This is a genomic window from Haloarchaeobius baliensis (genome assembly GCF_052060055.1).
Taxonomy (GTDB): Archaea; Halobacteriota; Halobacteria; order Halobacteriales; family Natrialbaceae; genus Haloarchaeobius; species Haloarchaeobius baliensis.
Genome location: NZ_JBPPFR010000002.1, coordinates 498836 through 514186, shown reverse-complemented (window position 1 = coordinate 514186; position 15351 = coordinate 498836). Strand labels below are relative to the sequence as shown.

16 protein-coding genes are annotated in these 15351 nt (G+C 70.3%); 8 read left to right on the top strand and 8 right to left on the bottom strand.

Translation table 11 applies throughout. The features are described 5' to 3' along the window. The 6 genes from ACSG06_RS13485 to ACSG06_RS13460 form a co-directional block, all read right to left on the bottom strand. Window positions 1-1758: a VC_2705 family sodium/solute symporter gene (locus tag ACSG06_RS13485; protein ID WP_440990799.1), complete on the bottom strand. Its 1758-nt coding sequence runs from the start codon at window positions 1756-1758 to the stop codon at window positions 1-3. Continuing rightward, window positions 1755-2177: a DUF4212 domain-containing protein gene (locus ACSG06_RS13480; RefSeq protein WP_440990798.1), complete on the bottom strand. Its 423-nt coding sequence runs from the start codon at window positions 2175-2177 to the stop codon at window positions 1755-1757. Before ACSG06_RS13480 ends, ACSG06_RS13485 begins: the two co-directional genes overlap by 4 nt. A gap of 81 nt (window positions 2178-2258) precedes the next feature. Further along, window positions 2259-4247, bottom strand: a complete 1989-nt coding sequence (gene acs / locus ACSG06_RS13475) for an acetate--CoA ligase (protein ID WP_440990797.1) — start codon at window positions 4245-4247, stop codon at window positions 2259-2261. Between the two features lie 219 nt (window positions 4248-4466). Then, a complete protein-coding gene (locus tag ACSG06_RS13470; RefSeq protein WP_440990796.1) occupies window positions 4467-6113 on the bottom strand; it encodes a bacterio-opsin activator domain-containing protein in 1647 nt (548 codons plus the stop codon). A 158-nt stretch (window positions 6114-6271) separates the two neighbouring features. Next, window positions 6272-8203: an acetate--CoA ligase gene (locus tag ACSG06_RS13465; protein ID WP_440990795.1), complete on the bottom strand. Its 1932-nt coding sequence runs from the start codon at window positions 8201-8203 to the stop codon at window positions 6272-6274. A 109-nt stretch (window positions 8204-8312) separates the two neighbouring features. Further along, window positions 8313-9119, bottom strand: coding sequence for a DUF3179 domain-containing (seleno)protein (locus tag ACSG06_RS13460; protein WP_440990794.1), 807 nt, complete (start codon window positions 9117-9119; stop codon window positions 8313-8315). Window positions 9120-9223: 104 nt separating this feature from the next. Between ACSG06_RS13460 and ACSG06_RS13455 the strand changes: the two genes are divergently transcribed. Further along, complete coding sequence (locus ACSG06_RS13455; RefSeq protein WP_440990793.1) at window positions 9224-9730, top strand: TlpA family protein disulfide reductase; 507 nt, start codon at window positions 9224-9226, stop codon at window positions 9728-9730. Next, window positions 9727-10434 (top strand): cytochrome c biogenesis CcdA family protein, encoded by a 708-nt coding sequence (locus ACSG06_RS13450; protein WP_440990792.1) that lies wholly within the window; start codon window positions 9727-9729, stop codon window positions 10432-10434. Before ACSG06_RS13455 ends, ACSG06_RS13450 begins: the two co-directional genes overlap by 4 nt. A gap of 30 nt (window positions 10435-10464) precedes the next feature. Here the strand turns inward: ACSG06_RS13450 and ACSG06_RS13445 are convergent, their stop codons facing one another. Then, window positions 10465-11904, bottom strand: coding sequence for a right-handed parallel beta-helix repeat-containing protein (locus ACSG06_RS13445; protein ID WP_440990791.1), 1440 nt, complete (start codon window positions 11902-11904; stop codon window positions 10465-10467). 81 nt (window positions 11905-11985) lie between these two features. Between ACSG06_RS13445 and ACSG06_RS13440 the strand changes: the two genes are divergently transcribed. From ACSG06_RS13440 to ACSG06_RS13415, 6 genes are all read left to right on the top strand, one after another. Further along, window positions 11986-12378, top strand: a complete 393-nt coding sequence (locus ACSG06_RS13440; protein ID WP_440990790.1) for a methylglyoxal synthase — start codon at window positions 11986-11988, stop codon at window positions 12376-12378. A gap of 71 nt (window positions 12379-12449) precedes the next feature. Further along, a complete protein-coding gene (locus ACSG06_RS13435; protein WP_440990789.1) occupies window positions 12450-12686 on the top strand; it encodes a hypothetical protein in 237 nt (78 codons plus the stop codon). Between the two features lie 60 nt (window positions 12687-12746). Beyond that, the gene (locus ACSG06_RS13430) at window positions 12747-12872 is read left to right on the top strand and encodes a hypothetical protein (protein ID WP_440990788.1); all 126 of its coding nucleotides are present in this window, start codon (window positions 12747-12749) and stop codon (window positions 12870-12872) included. Window positions 12873-13063: 191 nt separating this feature from the next. Further along, window positions 13064-13519: a YbhB/YbcL family Raf kinase inhibitor-like protein gene (locus ACSG06_RS13425; RefSeq protein WP_440990787.1), complete on the top strand. Its 456-nt coding sequence runs from the start codon at window positions 13064-13066 to the stop codon at window positions 13517-13519. A gap of 109 nt (window positions 13520-13628) precedes the next feature. Beyond that, complete coding sequence (locus ACSG06_RS13420) at window positions 13629-14246, top strand: hypothetical protein (protein ID WP_440990786.1); 618 nt, start codon at window positions 13629-13631, stop codon at window positions 14244-14246. Window positions 14247-14311: 65 nt separating this feature from the next. Then, window positions 14312-14797: a cupin domain-containing protein gene (locus ACSG06_RS13415; protein ID WP_440990785.1), complete on the top strand. Its 486-nt coding sequence runs from the start codon at window positions 14312-14314 to the stop codon at window positions 14795-14797. Here the strand turns inward: ACSG06_RS13415 and ACSG06_RS13410 are convergent. Then, the gene (locus ACSG06_RS13410) at window positions 14794-15318 is read right to left on the bottom strand and encodes a hypothetical protein (RefSeq protein ID WP_440990784.1); all 525 of its coding nucleotides are present in this window, start codon (window positions 15316-15318) and stop codon (window positions 14794-14796) included. The genes ACSG06_RS13415 and ACSG06_RS13410 overlap by 4 nt on opposite strands. Window positions 15319-15351: the final 33 nt, after the last annotated feature.

Here is a 15351-nt window from a genome sequence, read left to right as displayed (position 1 = left end):
TCAGTCCTCCGTGGGTTCGGTCGTCCCGTCGGCAGCGTCGCCGGCGTCGGCCTCGACGGCGGTCCCGCCGTCGGTCACCGCGTCGGTGCCGCCGTCGGTGGCGGCGACCTCCTCGGCGCTCTGCTGCTGGCCCATCGGTTCGGGGCTGTGGCACTGCCGGACGATGCGCTTTATCTCCTCGTCGGGTTCGGCGGTCGCCATCGAGACGAGGATGGTGACGGCGAAGACGACGGGCGTACCCGCCAGCGCGGCCCCGATGGCCGGGAAGACGTCGGCGTAGAGGGGCACGATGGCACCGCTCTCGCCGGCGGCGTCGGCGAGGAAGCCGACGTACGCCGGGAGCACCTCGTTGACGATGGCCGCGAACCAGATGAGCAGGCCGGTGGTCATGCCGGCGAGCGCGCCCTGCCGGTTGGCGTTCTCCCACCAGAGTCCGAGGAAGAACATCGGGAACAGAACGAGTCCGGCGAGGCTGAACGCGTAGGCGACGAGCTCGCCGACGAGCGCGGGCGGGTCCAGCGCGACGAGCGTGACGATGGCGCCGAGCCCGATGATGGTCGCGCGCCCGACCAGGAGCTGCTGGCGCTGGCTCGCGTCGGGGTTGACGATGTTCGTGTAGATGTCGTGGGCGGCCGCGGACGAGGCGGCGATGAACAGTCCCGCGGTCGTCGCGATGGCGGCCGCGATGCCACCGGCGGCGACGAGGCCGACGAACCACGTCGGCAGGTTCGCGAGCTGGCTGGCGATGACGACGATGACGTCGCCCTCCGCGCCGGACATCCCGTTCGCGCCGTACACCTCCCCGACGTTCTCGGCGTAGAGGTCGGTGCCGAAGGCGGCGAACGCCGGCGCCGAGAGGTAGAGCAGGCAGATGAAGAACAGGCCCCAGACCGTCGACCAGCGCGCGGTGCGCTCGCTCTCGACGGTGTAGAACCTGACGAGCACGTGCGGGAGCCCGCAGGTGCCGACGATGAGCGAGAACGCGGTCGCGACCCAGATGTAGACGCCGCCGGTCGCGAACGGCTCGGTGAACTCCGAATCGAGCTGGGAGAGCAGCGCGCCGTACTCGATCTGCGGGGCGACCGTGGAGTAGCCCTGCGTCCAGCCGACGGCGTAGAGACCGGCGAGGAACGCGACGATGAGGATGACGTACTGCACCGCCATGTTCTTCGTCGCCCCGAGCATGCCGGAGAGGGCGAGGTAGCCGACCGTGATGCCCATCAGCAGGACGACCATGGTGACGTAGTCACCCCCGAAGACGTAGATGCCGACGAGCCCCATCCCGCGGGCCTGCCCGACCGAGTAGACGAAGCCGATGAGGATGGTCGTCAGCGCGGCGATGGCGCGGGCGGCGTCGGAGTCGAAGCGGTCGCCGACGAAGTCCGGGGCGGTGTACTTCCCGAACCGGCGCATCTGTGCGGCCAGGAAGATGAGCAGGATGAAGTAGCCCGTCGACCAGCCGACGACGAACGCCAGCCCGTAGTAGCCAGAGAGGGCGATGAGCGCCGCCATGCCGAGGTACGACGCGGCCGACATCCAGTTCGCGCCGATGGCCATCCCGTTCTCGACGTTGCCGATGGAGCGCCCGGCGACCCAGAGGTCCTCCGTGTCGGCGACGCGGAAGGCGTAGCCGATGCCGAGGAACAGCAGGAGCATCGCCGACACCATGATGGCCGGCACGAGCTTGAACGATGCGTTGAGCGCGTCCGGCAGGAGCTGCAGCGGCCCGACCGCCGCCGGTCCAGCAGCGAGCGTCATTGCTCGACCCCGCCGTCTGTCGCGGCGACGGCCTCGCTCTCGGTGTCGGTCTCACCGCCGGTCGAGTGGTCGATGCCGTACTTCGCGTCGAGCCTGTCGCGCTGCCGTGCGTAGACGAACGAGAGGGCGAGTGCGCCGCCCGGGGCGCCGATGGCCGTCAGCAGGTAGTGCAGCGGGAAGCCGAGGACCGTGATGCTCGTCATCAGGTCGGTCGCGAGGTACGTCGCGAGCACCGGCCCGAAGACGAACAGCGCCCAGGCGACGAACATCGTCCAGATGATCTTGAGGTGGTCGCGCATGAACGGCGTCGCGGGTTTGAACATGTGAACCTCCGCGTCGAGGTAGTCGGTGGTGTCGTGGCCGCCGTCGGTCTCGACGGGTGCGTGCTGGTCCGAATCGTGCGTGTCGGTGTCTGCCATATGTCGTGTCGTGGTGGTGTGTCGTGCGGTCGTGTGCGGTACAACAGCAGCTCGTGCGTGTGCCGGTTGCCGCGCCCGCGGTCAGTCGTCGGCCACGCTCGCGGCGATGTCGTCGACGATGTCGGGGTTCCGCAGCGTGGAGGTGTCGCCGAGCGCCTCCCCGTTCGCGATGTCCTCCAGGAGCCTGCGCATGATCTTGCCGGAGCGCGTCTTCGGCAGCTCCGGCGTGAAGACGACGGCCTCGGGGCGAGCGATTGGGCCGATGGCCTCCTCGACGCCCTCGACGATGGCCGCCCGCAGCTCCTCGTCGCCGTCGTGGCCGTCCTCGGTGATGACGTAGGCGTAGACGGCCTCGCCCTTCAGCTCGTGGTCGGCGCCGACGACGGCGGCCTCGGCGACGCCCGGCACGCCGACGATGGCCGACTCGATCTCCATCGTGCCCAGGCGGTGGCCGGAGACGTTGACGACGTCGTCGACCCGGCCGAGGACGGTGATGTAGCCGTCCTCGTCGACCTTCGCGCCGTCCTCCGGGAAGTACACCCAGTCGGCCGGGTCGTCGCTGTCGGTGTCAGAGTACTCCGCCCAGTACTCGGAGACGAACCGCTCGTCGTTGTTGTACAGCGTGCGGAGCATCCCCGGCCACGGTCTGTTGACGGTGAGGTAGCCCGCCTGTCCCTCGTCGACGGGGTCGCCGTTCACGTCGACGATGCGGACGTCCAGCCCCGGGAGCGGCGGCCCGGCGGACCCGGGCTTCATCTCGCCGACTCCGGGCAGGGTGGTCACCATCATGCCGCCGGTCTCGGTCTGCCACCAGGTGTCGACGACCGGGCAGGACTCGTCGCCGATGTGCGTGTAGTACCACTTCCACGCCCGGGGATTGATGGGTTCGCCGACGGTGCCGAGCAGCCGCAAGCTCGACAGGTCGTGGCGGTCCGGGTACTCGCTGCCCCACTTCATGAACGCCCGGATGGCCGTCGGCGCGGTGTAGAGCTGGGTGCAGTCGAACTCGTCGACGATCTCCCAGAGGCGGTCCTTCCCGGGGTAGTCGGGCGTCCCCTCGTACATGACCGAGGTGGTCCCGAGCGAGAGCGGGCCGTAGACGATGTAGCTGTGCCCGGTGATCCAGCCGATGTCGGCAGAGCACCAGTACGTGTCCTCCGGCTTGATGTCGAGGACGGACTGGCTCGTCCAGGTCACCCACGAGAGGTAGCCGCCGGTCGTGTGCTTCACCCCCTTCGGCTGGCCCGTCGTCCCCGAGGTGTACATCAGGAACAGCATGTCCTCGGCGTCACGGGACACCGGCTCGACGGTCGCGCCCTCGTTGGCCGCGACGAGGTCGGCGTACGCGTGGTCGCGCTCGTTCGTCGGGTGGTCGTAGGTGTCGCCGAGGCGGTCGACGACGACCGTCTCCGCGTCGTGCTCGACGCCCGCCAGCCCGTCGTCGGCCTTGGCCTTGTGCTCCAGCGCGTCGCCGCGGCGGTAGTAGCCGTCGCAGGTGACGAGGTACTCGGAGTCGGCGGCGTTCATCCGGGTCGCCAGCGCGTCCGCCGAGAAGCCGGCGAAGACGACCGAATGCGGCGCGCCGATGCGGGCGCAGGCGAGCATCGCGATGGGCAGCTCCGGCACCATCGGCATGTACATGGTGACGACGTCGTCCTCCTCGACGCCGAGGTCGCGCAGGCCGGCCGCGAACTCGTTCACCTCGCGGTGGAGTTCGGCGTAGGTGTACGTACGGTTCGCCTCGCCCGTGGGCTCGCCGACCCACTCGATGGCCACCTCGTCGCCTCGCTCGTCGAGGTGCCGGTCGAGCGCGTTGTACGAGGCGTTCAGTTCGCCGCCCGTGAACCACTCGAAGAAGGGCGGGTTCGAGTCGTCGAGCACCTGGTCGTAGGGCTCGTTCCAGTCGAGCAGGTCGGCCGCGGCCTCCCAGCAGTCGGGCCAGTTCGCCTCGAACTCGTCGTAGATCGCCGGGTCCGAGACGTTGGCCTGCTCGACGAACGATTCCGGTGGCTGGAACACTGCCGTCTCCTCGAGCCGCGCCTCGAGGTCGACGTCGGGGTCGTCCGACATATGCCATCAGCCACCATCCCACGTAAAAAGCGGGGTCGCTAATCGGGTCGGCACGCCGCCCCCACGTCCCGAAACGGGGATCGCCGGAGGTCTCGGCGTCTCAAACGCCCGTTCGGTTGCAGCGCGTTTCTCGGTCGGCCGTCACCGATGGTTGCGGCTCACCGACGGTCGTCTCTAGACAGTTAGCCGCCGGTCGCGTTCCCCGGCACCGGCCGCGGCTCAGCCCTCGAAGAACGCGTCGAGCAGCTTCGACTGGGCCACCCGCAGGTGGTTGTGCAGGGTCGGCGAGGCCACGTCGAGCGAGTCCGCCAGCTCCTCGGCGGTCGACTCCCGGGGCCACTGGAAGTAGCCACCGTGGTAGGCGGCACGGAGGACCGCGGCCTGCCGTTCGGTGAGGTCGTCCCGCAGCGACGCCGAGAAGCCCGCACCGGGGTCGACCGTGCGCTCGACGGTCTCCTTCGCGGCGAGGCTCGACGCGGGGTACTGCTCGGACAGTCCGTCGACTACCGCCCGCACGTCGGCGTCGGTCGCGACCGTGGCGACGAGCGACCCGACGCCGTCCTCGGCGACGTAGGACTCGACGCGGGCGTCGAACCCGACGAGCCGCAGCGCCGGTGAGGCCGACAGCGCGAGCTCGAGGACGGGGCCGTCGGCGTCGTCGTCGACGTAGCGCACCCGTTCGACCCGCTCGTCGTCGGCGAGGGAGTCCGAGACGGCGTCGGGCGTCGTCCCTGCGACGACGGCGTACAGGACCAGCCCGGGGCCACCTGGGACGACACCGGTGACCTCGACGCGCTCGGCCGGGCCCGCCGAGAGGTCGACGACCACCGCCTCGGTGTCGCGCACCGTGAACCGGAGCTCGGTGACCACGTCGGCGACCAGTCGGCGACGGCGACGGAGCGCGTCGAGCGCCCGACCGGCGAGTCCGCCGACGGCGACGAGGGCGTCCGTCTCGGCGTCGGTGACGGGACCGGCGACGCCCACGCCGAGCACGCGGTCCGCGCCCTCGGTCGCGCCGAAGGGCAGGCAGACCGCGACGTCGTCGCCGGCGAGGTCGAGGACGCGACTGCTGCCAGAACGCAGAACGTCGTCGAGGTCGTCCGCGTGGTCCGCGAGGAGCGTGTCGACGACGGCCCCATCGAAGCCGGCGTGGGCCCGCCGCTCCAGCCCGTCGTCGATCCCGCGTGCGACCCAGGCCGACCCGTAGCCCTCGACGGCCACGAGACGGTCGCAGAGGCGTCTGTACAGCTCGTCGGTCGTCGTCGCGTCGGCGAACGCCTCCCCGAGCGTCGCGAGGAGGGAGAGCGCGTCGCGCGACCGGGTCGACAGCTCGCCGTCGGTCGGTCCGTCCGCAGCGAGCGACGCCGCGAGCTCGACGCCCGAGGGCTCGTCGAGGTACGGCGCGAGTCCGGCGACGCTGTCGAAGCCGGCCGCCGCGGCGACGACCCTCGGGTCGACGCCCCCCTGGAGGTGCCGCAGCACGAACTGCTCGCGAAGGTCGCGGCTCGACACGTCGGCGAAGTGGGGCTCGCCGGTCGCGTCGGCCGCGCGGTCGGCCACCTCGCGGACGAGCATCTGCACACGGCGGGTCGACACGTCGACGACGGGAGCGTCCGGGGCGCAGTCGGTCGCATCGGCGTACAGCCGGAGGTCGTGCTCCACGTCGGCGGGCAGGAACGCGGTACGGTCCGGGAGGTCGAGCAGGAACGCGTCGTCGACCGGCACGACCGAGTCGGGCGTCACCTGCGTCACCTCGGCCGGGCGGAGGCCGGCCTCCCCACAGAGCCGGCAGACGAGGTCCTCGCGGTGGCTCTCGGTGTAGCGCCGGAGGCGGTCGTAGCCCGCGTCGCTGAACGGCCGACCCATCTGTTTCGTGCTTCTACAGCCAGCGAAATAGTTCTACCGCCAGCAGCCTCGTGGTCGTCGTCGATAGAGTGTCGCGAGCCGCTCGAAGGCCTATCATCTCCGACCAGCTGTTTCGCTTCTCTGTCGGCCACGAACTCCTGTCGTCGGTCCGAGACGAGCTAGTCGTGCTGGCGCGCCTCCAGCTCGCCGACGACCTCCGGGTTGCGCAGCGCGCTCGTGTCGCCGTAGTCCTCGCCGTTGGCGATGTCGCCGAGCAGGCGTCGCATGATCTTCCCGGAACGCGTCTTCGGCAGGTCGGGCGTGAACACGACCTCGTCCGGCGTCGACCCCGCGCCGATGGCCGCCGAGACGGCCGCGTCGACGTCGTCGCGCGAGACGGCCGCGCCGGCGGGGCCGTCCTCGGTGGTGACGTAGGCGACGATGGCCGTCCCGATGTCGGGGTCGTCCCGGCCGATGACCGCCGCCTCGGCGACGCCGTCGACCTCGACGACCGCGTGCTCTATCTCGGCGGTGCTGAACCGGCGGCCCCCGACGTTCAGCACGTCGTCGACCCGACCGAGCACGGTGACGTAGCCGTCGTCGTCGACGACCGCCTCGTCGCCGACGCGGTAGCGCCACCGCTCGGGTCCGTCCGCGACGGCGCCCCACTCGCTGGCGGTCGCGAGCTCGCGCGCCATCGCGGGCCACGGGCGGTCGACCGAGAGCCAGCCCCGCTCGCCCGGGGGACAGACCGCGTCGGCGTCGTCGCGGACGGTCACCTCGATGCCTGCCAGCGGGCGGCCGACCGAGCCGGGCTTCATCGCGTCGACGCCCGGAAGCGTGGTCAGGAGGACCGCGCCCGTCTCGGTCTGCCACCAGGTGTCGACCACGGGACAGTCGCCGCCGCCGACGTGCTCGTGGTACCAGTGCCAGGTCTCCGCGTCGAGCGGTTCACCGACGCTCCCGAGCAGCCGGAGGCTGGAGCGGTCGTGGGCCGCCGGGTACCCGGTCCCCCACTTCATGAACGAGCGCACGACGGTCGGCGCGGTGTAGAGGACGTTCACGTCGTTCCTGGCGACGACCGCCCACGGCCGGTCGCGGTCGGCCGCGTCCGGACTGCCCTCGCTCAGGACCGTCGTCGCACCGAGCGACAGCGGCCCGTAGACGACGTAGCTGTGGCCGGTGATCCAGCCCAGGTCCGCGGTGCTCCAGATCGTCGTCTCCGGGTCGACGTCGAGGACGCGCTCGCTCGTCCAGACGACCTGTGCCAGGTAGCCGCCGGTGGTGTGGGTGACGCTCTTGGGCTCGCCCGTCGTGCCCGAGGTGTACATCCGGAACAGCGGCGCGGCGGCCTCGCGTGGCACCGGCTCGACGGTCGCCCCCTCGTTCGCCGCGACGATCTCGTCGTAGCGGGTTGTGTCCTCGTCCCCGCTGCGGTCCCCGCCGGCGGCGAGCCGGTCCACGACGACCGTCGCGTCGAGGTCGTACGGGAGCGCCATCCGCGCGTTGTCGGCCCGGCGGCGCTGGTTCACCGCCTCGCCCCGGCGGTAGTAGCCGTCGCAGGTGACGAGGTAGCGCGACCCCGCACGCTCCATCCGGGTCGCGAGCGCGTCCGCCGAGAAACCCGCGAACACGACGTTGTGGACCGCGCCGATGCGTGCGCAGGCGAGCATCACCGCGACGGCCTCCGGAATCGAGGGGAGGTAGGTCGTCACCACGTCGTCCGCCGCGACGCCGAGCTCGCGCAGGCCGGCGGCGACGGCGTTCACCTCGTCGAACAGCTCGTGGTACGTGTACGTGACGTGCTCGTCGAGGTGACCCTCCCAGACGATGGCGGTCTCGTCGCCCCGTTCGTCGAGGTGGCGGTCCAGACAGTTCGCGCAGGCGTTCAGCTCGCCGCCCGCGAACCAGCGGAACGGCGGCCTGCCGTCTGCCGACTCGAGGACGGTGTCGTACGGGCGGTGCCAGTCGAGCCGGTCGGCCGCCGCCGCCCAGCAGTCCGGCCACGGCTCCTCGAACGACGCCTCGCTCGACCCGACGTTCGCCTGTGCCACGAACGACGGTGAGGGCTCCACCACGTCGCCCGACGGCGGTCCGTCCGACCCGGTCATCGCTTGGACATACGGGTTCGGCCGCATAAGCGTTCGGCTCTCACGTGTTCGGGGCCGGGAGAACACGGTCGCCCGGGTCGCTCGTCGGCGGTCGACCCGCGGCTCGCACTCACTCGATCAGCCTCGAATGCGGCGCCGGCAGCAGCACGTCCGTCCCCGGGTGGGCCGTGCGCCACTCGCCCCAGGTCGACAGGATCGACGCGCGGATCGCCAGCTGCGTATCGGTGTGGGGCCCGCAGATGGCCGTCGCGAGCAGCTGGCTCCAGTAGCTCTCCGTCTCGACGTCGTACAGCACGAGGTTCGCGGTGTTCCGGACCGACTCGTCCTCGCCCGGGAGCCCGCGGCTCCCGGCCACGAACACGTCGCCGCCCTGCTCCATCGACCGGGTGTAGATCTCCGGCGGCACCCAGAGCTGCCCGGAGGCGTCGAACGTCAGCGTCTCGCCGTCGACGACACGGGAGGCCACCATCCCGCTCCGACAGAGCGGGCAGTACGTCACGAGTATCGGACCGCCGAACTCGTCGTTGACGACCTCGTGTCGCCAGAACGCGTCGATCGGGTAGGCCCGCGCCGCACCGTCCGCGACGACGCCCACGACAGTGCGCTCGTCGTCGAGCGTCGGCTCGCCGTAGACGAACTCGTTGTCCGGCTCGACCGCGCTCCAGTCCGACGCGAACGCCGGCTCGACGATGGCGCGGATGCCGGAGACGATGGGTGCGCTGCAGATCGTCGACGGGTTCCCGTTCGCCGCCAGCGAGCCCGGGTCGACCGGCGTGCTCGGACGGCGCGTCGGCTCCGTCGCACCGTCGCTGCCTCCGTCACCGCCGACGGACCTCGCGGTACAGCCGGCGAGCCCACCGAGGCCCGCGGCGGCGGTCGCGGCGAGGAGTCGCCGTCGGCTGGTCGTCCGTTGCACGGCGAGACCGTAGGCACGAGGCCGGCATAATCCCCCTGCGGTCGTGCGACTCCCTCTCACGACCGGCGCAAGGCTATTGAGCAGTGCGCCGTCTACTTCCGCGTATGCATCCCTCTCGTCGGTCGGTCCTCCGGGCCGGCGGCCTCGGTCTGGCGACCGGGCTGGCCGGCTGCCTCGGCTCGCTCCGTCCCGGCGGCGGGACGAGCGACGGCCTCGCCCTCGAGTCGGTCGAGGTCGGCGGCTCCCCCGGCGGCGCGGTCGTCGTCCAGCCACGGGGCGGCCCCGTCGTGCTCGACTTCTTCGCGACGTGGTGTGCGCCGTGCAAGCCACAGATGGACGAGCTGCGCGCGGTGCACGAGCGGTTCCCGGACCTCGCGATGCGCTCGATCACGACCGAGTCGGACCAGGACGCCGTCCGGTCGTTCTGGCGCGAGCACGACGGCACCTGGCCGGTGCTGCTCGACCCCGAGCTGGCAGCCTCGAGCACCTACGACCCGCGCGGGTTCCCGACGGTGTTCGTGTTCGACGCCGACGGCGAGCAGGTGTGGACCCACACCGGCCTCGCTCGCTCGCAGGACATCGTCGCCGCCATCGAGCGTGCCCGGTCGTGATCGGGCCCTCGCAGCTCTCCTTCGCGTTCAGCGCCGGGGTGTTCACCTTCCTCGCCCCGTGTGCGTACCCCCTGCTGCCCGGCTACGTCGCGTACTTCCTCGGCGAGGGCGACGGGTCGGACGACGACGGGGTCGTCCCGCTCGGTCACCGGCTGCGCCGCGCCGTCCTCGTCGCCGGCGTCACGAGCCTGGGGTTCTTCCTCGTCTACGCCGTCCTCGCCGGGCTCGCGGCCGCCGTCGGGGCCAGCGCGCTCGCGAACGTGAGCGCACTCGAACTCGTCGTCGGCGTGTTGCTGATCGTCCTCGGGGTTGGGATGGCGAGCGGGCGGTTCCAGCCCTCGGCGCACCTCCCGCTCCCCGAACGGCGTCGCTCCGTCGGCGGGTTCTTCGCCTTCGGCGTCGTCTACGCCGCGGCGGCAGCGGGCTGTACCGCGCCGCTGTTCGTCGCCATCGCCGGCGTCGCCCTGAACGCCGGTGCGACCGGCGCGGTGCTCCTGTTCGGCGCGTACGCCGCCGGCATGAGCCTGCTGATGCTCGCGGTGACGCTGCTGGCCGCGCTCGGACGGGAGACCGTCCTCCGACGACTCTCGGCGTCGACCGGACGGCTCACCCGCATCGCGGGGGTCGTCCTCGTCGTCGCGGGGAGCGTCCAGCTCTACTACTACCTCTACGTGTTCGACGGGCTCGCGACGCTCGGGCTGTAGACACCGGCGGACCGCCCCCACCCACGACCGTCAGAGCTCGTGGTTCCGCTCGACGACGAGGTCCGACTGCACGTCGATGCTCGCGTCGTAACTCACGTTGCCGGAGACGACGCCCGACGAGCACTCCTTGATGGTCAGGCTCCCGCCGCCCCCGCTGCAGTCGAACAGGTTGTCGCGGACGAGGAGCCGCTCCGCGCTGGCGAGCAGGCCGACGTCGTGCGGGATGCGCTCGAACGTGTTGTGCTCGACGACGAGCGTCCGGAGCTTCCGGCCGGTCTCCCGGAACCAGGTGAGCGCGTTGGGGCCGCCCCCCTCGAAGTGGTTGTTCCGGATGCGGACGCTCCCGAGGGACTCGTCGGAGCTGAAGAGGACGTGCGCGGAGGTCTCGCCGGCGTCGATGTCCGGCAGGATGAACGTGTTGTCAGAGATGGTGACCGAGTCGACGGTGGTGTCCGCGAACTCGACCTGGCCGGAGGCGATGTCGGGCAGGTAGTTGTCGACGAACACGTTACCCGTGATGACGATGTTGCCGCCCGACCGGTCGGCGTCGTCGATCTTGATGCCGTGGCCGTTCCCCTCGAAGTGGTTGTTGGCGATGACGGCGTCGGTGGCGGCGAGGTCGAACACGTCGCCCGTCTCCTTCGCGTTGTTCAGGAACGTCGAGTTGACGATGCGGAGGTGCGGCGCGGACGTGTGGTAGCCGTGGCGGTCGCTGTCGCGGACGATGCAGTTGTCGATGGTGACGTGGTCGGCGTCGTTGTCCTCGCCGATGCCGTAGCCGCCGTCGCCGTCGACGCTCTTCCCGCCGAAGACGACGCAGTCGCGGAACGTGACGTGGCTGACGTTCGCCCGGACGTCGGCCGTTCTGGTCCGGCTCGTCCGTGCGTCCTTGTTGCCGTCGAGGACGAGCCCCTGGATGGTGACGTGCTCGGTCGAGCCGTCGCCGGGCTCGATGGCGAAGTCGGTCTGGGACTCGCCGTCGTCTCGCGGGTGGTCCTGGAACGTCAGCCGGGCGAAGTCCGACCTGACCTCTGTGTAGCTGCTGGTCAGGTCCAGCTGCCGGTCCGGCGTGTACTCCGCGCGACGGATGAACACCCGGCCGCCGGTCACGGAACCGGCCGCCAGCGCGTCGAACGTCTCCTGCAGGACGCGGCCGTCGTCAGCGCCGGCCGAACCACTGTATTCGACCGCGAGCGTCTGGCCGTTGTACGCCCGTATCTCGCCGTCCTCCTTGGTGACGACGTAGGCGGCGGGGATCAGTCCGGAGCCGTCGGCGACCGGCTCCTGCTCTTCGGGGCCCTCCGTCGTCGTCTCGGACTGGTCGGTCGTCTGCGTGGTCGCGGTGCTGGTCGGGTCGGCCGTCTCGGTCGCCGTCTCCGGGTCGCCGCTCCCGGAGCAGCCGGCGATGCTGCCCATGCCGATGGTCGCGCCGGCACCCAGCAGCCGGCGTCGTGTCACGTCTCTGGCCATGCGCTGACGTATCACGTCGGGAACATAGCTGTTTTCGCCGTCCCAGGAACGTTCTTGCCGCCGGGCACCGAGACGGTGAACATGACACGCCTCGCGCTCATCGCCCACGACGACGAGAAGCCGGAGATGCTCGACTTCGCCGAGACCCACCGGGAGTACCTCGAGACCATCGACATCGTGACGACGGGGACGACCGGCGAGCGCATCCAGGAGACGGTCGGCATCGAGGTCGAACGCAAGGCCTCCGGGCCGATGGGGGGCGACCTCCAGATCGGTGCCGAGGTCGTCGACGAGCGCCTCGACGGCATCGTCTTCCTGCGCGACCCGCTGACGGCCCAGCCCCACGAGCCCGACATCTCCGCGCTGTTGCGCATCTGCGACGTCCACGACACGCCGCTGGCGACGACCCGCTCCGGTGCGGAGTACCTGCTCGCCGGCGTCGCGGCCGCGGACGGCACCGACCTCGACGGCTGAGCCCGACGTCGGGTCCGTGGCTTTCTGTGTAGGCCGGACATTGAACCGGCTCGCAGCCGTCTCTCCTATCCATGAGTGACGAAGAGCATGGCATCGACATCGAGGAGGATACCGAGCTGGAGACGGCCGACGACGCCGACGAGGACGCCCGCGAGGAGGCCGAAGCCGAGGCACGCGAGGAGGAGCGTCGGGCGGAGGAACGACAGAAGGAACACGACATCGAGCAGGAGTCCGAACTCCGCGAGAAGGAGGCGAGCGAGCAGGAGAACCCCGACAACCACCGTGATGGGGAGCCGTTCCAGTCGTAGCGGGCGGGTCGTATCGGGCGGTAACCACGCTGTCCGCGGTCGTCGACCCCAACCACAATCATGAACGCATCCACAGTCGCCATCGCAGCTGGTCTCGGTCTGTTCGTACTCCCGATCCCCGGTACCTTCATCACCGGTGCACTGGTCATGCTGGCCGGCGGTCTCGCGCGCTGGCTCGGGTCCTGACGCCCGCGCCGCGACACGCTCCCGGATTTTTGTAGCAGCACGTCGAAGTTGCACCCGTGCAGGAGCGGCGCGACCGGCCGGTCACGCGGCGGACGCTCCTCGCGGGAGCGTGGACGCTCGTGGCGGGCTGTGTCGGTCTCGACGGGTCGTCGCCAGGGCAGTAGAACCCCGCACGCGGGGAGGTGACCCAGATGACAGCACTCGAACTCACGAGCCCAGCGTTCGACGACGGCGAACAGATACCTCGGAAGTACGGCTACCGGGCCGAGAACGTGAACCCGCCGCTGTCCATCGCCGGCGTGCCCGACGAGGCCGCCTCGCTCGCGCTGGTGATGGACGACCCCGACGCCGTCGAGCCGGCGGGGAAGGTGTGGGACCACTGGGTGGTCTGGAACGTCCCGCCGGACCGCCGGGAGATCCCCGAGGACTGGACACCGAGCGACGCGATGGAGGGGACCAACGACTACGGCGAGGTCGGCTACGGCGGCCCGAACCCGCCGGACCGCGAGCACCGCTACCGCTTCAAGCTGTTCGCGCTCGATTCGACACTCCAGCTGGAGCCCGACACGGATGCGGACACGCTCGGAGAGGCGATGGCGGGCCACATCGTCGGGCGGACCCAGCTCGAGGGCACCTACCCCGTCTGAGCACGGTCACCGTCGTCTCCGCGGTCGCTGCTGGGGAGGCTGCCAGATACTGGTAGTTATCCGACGGTAACCGAAAGAAAATTATCGAGAGAGACATGTGAACCAGATTATGTCTAAAGCGTTCCAGAGCGACGGGGTGCGCGGGATGGTCGGTGACGAATCGGCGGACGGGGACGACCGGGGAACGTCGGCCGCCGAGTCGTTCGGGGACAAGATCGGGATTCCGGCGGGGCTGCTCGCGTTCTACATCCTCTTCGTCGGCCCGGAGCGGATCTTCCGGCTCTCCTCGGCTGCGGGCGACCTGCTCACGATGCGAACCGGGCAGGGGAACGACCCGCTCGTCGTCATGGCGGGGGCGGTGCTCGTCTCGGGCCTCGTCGCGGGAGTCACGTTCCCCCTCGTCGCCGAGGAACTGACCGAGAAGTACAGGAGCGACCTCGCGATGGGCGTGCTGACGCCGTCGGTCGTGGTCGTCCTGCTCGTCCTCCTGGTCGCGCTGCTCGAACCCATCGGCAACGCCCTGCTAACCGGCGACCTGCTGCTGGCGGCGACCATCCTCGTGGCGGAGATCATCGGCATCGTCATCGCGATCGGCTCGACCGTCGGCATCATCGCCGCTGCGGTCATCTTCGGGGTGTACTTCGGCATCCCGTCCTACATCGGCGTCTTCGTCGGCAGTCTCGTCGGCCGGCTCGGTCGCCGCGTCGGCGGGAACGAGAACCGGTGACCGCGGCGCGCGAGGACCCCCGTCAGCGGGTAACACTTACCCCCGTCCTGTCTGAACGTCGATCCATGCCAATCGTCAACGACGACGACCTGGAGTGGACGACGGTCGGCGACGGCGAGGACGCCCTCCGCCGCAAGAAGCTGGCCGAGCCGGCCGGCGGCGAGTCGCTGGGCTGTAGTCTGTACGAACTGCCCGCCGGCGGCAAGTCGTGGCCGTACCACTACCACACCGGGAACGAGGAGGCGATGTACGTCCTCGACGGCACGTGTACGCTCCGGCTCGACGGGGAGATGGTCCCGCTCGATGCGGGCGACTACGTGGCGCTGCCGGCGGACGAGCGCGGCGCCCACAGGGTGGTCAACGACTCCGACGGGCCGGTCCGGTACCTCGCGATGTCGACCATGGAAGAGCCGGACGTGACGGTGTACCCCGACTCCGAGAAGATCGGCGTGTTCGCCGGCTCGCCGCCGGGCGGGTCCGGCGAGCGCAGCGTCCACGGCTACTACCGCATCGACGACGACGTCGACTACTGGGAGGGCGAGGAGTCCTAGTCCCACTCGAACTCGAGCCCGGAGCAGTTCGGTCGGTCCGCCAGTTCGGGACAGCCCTCGCAGTCGTCGAGCGCGGTCAGGCCCTTGTAGCCCACGTAGGGCACCAGGAAGCCGACGAACAGGACCGCCCCCACGAGCCGGTCAGCCGGCCGGAAGATGACGGGCAGGGCCGCGACGGCGAGCCCCACCGCCAGCAGTGCCTTCGTGAGCATCCGCCAGCGGATGCGCCGCACGTCGAACAGCGCCTTCGAGACGAGCAGCGGCGCTGCCAGTGCACCCGCGACGGCGTACAGCACCACCGTCGGGACGGCGAACAGGCCGGGGACCGCGAGGTGCAGCAGCGACAGAAGCGAGAGGGAGACGAGCCCGACCGGGTAGACGACGAAACAGCCCAGGCAGAGCTGTGCACCGTAGAGCTCGAACGTGTGATGCGAGTAGTACGCACAGGACGGGTGGTGTGCGAGCACGATGGGCTTGCGCCGCCAGACGTACCGCACGAGCCGTTCGAGTGGGTTGTACATTGACTGCGTATCCGTTACTGACCGGGATGGCGA